Annotated in this window: 1 protein-coding gene; it reads left to right on the top strand. The window is 57.9% G+C overall.

What is annotated here, in order from left to right:
- Positions 1-58: 58 nt before the first annotated feature.
- Positions 59-252, top strand: a 194-nt coding sequence (locus tag ACPYOM_RS23140; RefSeq protein WP_481347764.1) for a glutamate--tRNA ligase family protein, incomplete at its 3' end; no start/stop codon positions are given.

The following is a 252-nucleotide window of genomic DNA, read 5'->3' as shown; positions in this document are numbered from 1 at the left end:
GCCTCGAATGATCTGCACGGTGCCTCGCGATGGTTTCGAATCCGTGGCAGAAGAAAGCATGACCACGACTCAGCGTCAAAAGCCCGTTTTTCGTTTTGCACCCAGCCCCAACGGCCCGCTGCATCTCGGCCACGCGCTTTCGGCTTTCCTCAATCAGGACATGGCAGCGGCGGCGGACGGACGTCTTTTGCTGCGCATCGAAGACATCGACCAGACGCGTTGTACACCTGATTTCGAAGCAGGCATCTACAC

This window comes from Monashia sp. HAY1-2A, from assembly GCF_056755315.1.
Note: the sequence above shows the minus strand (reverse complement) of the source record. Positions and strands in the feature narration are given on the sequence as shown.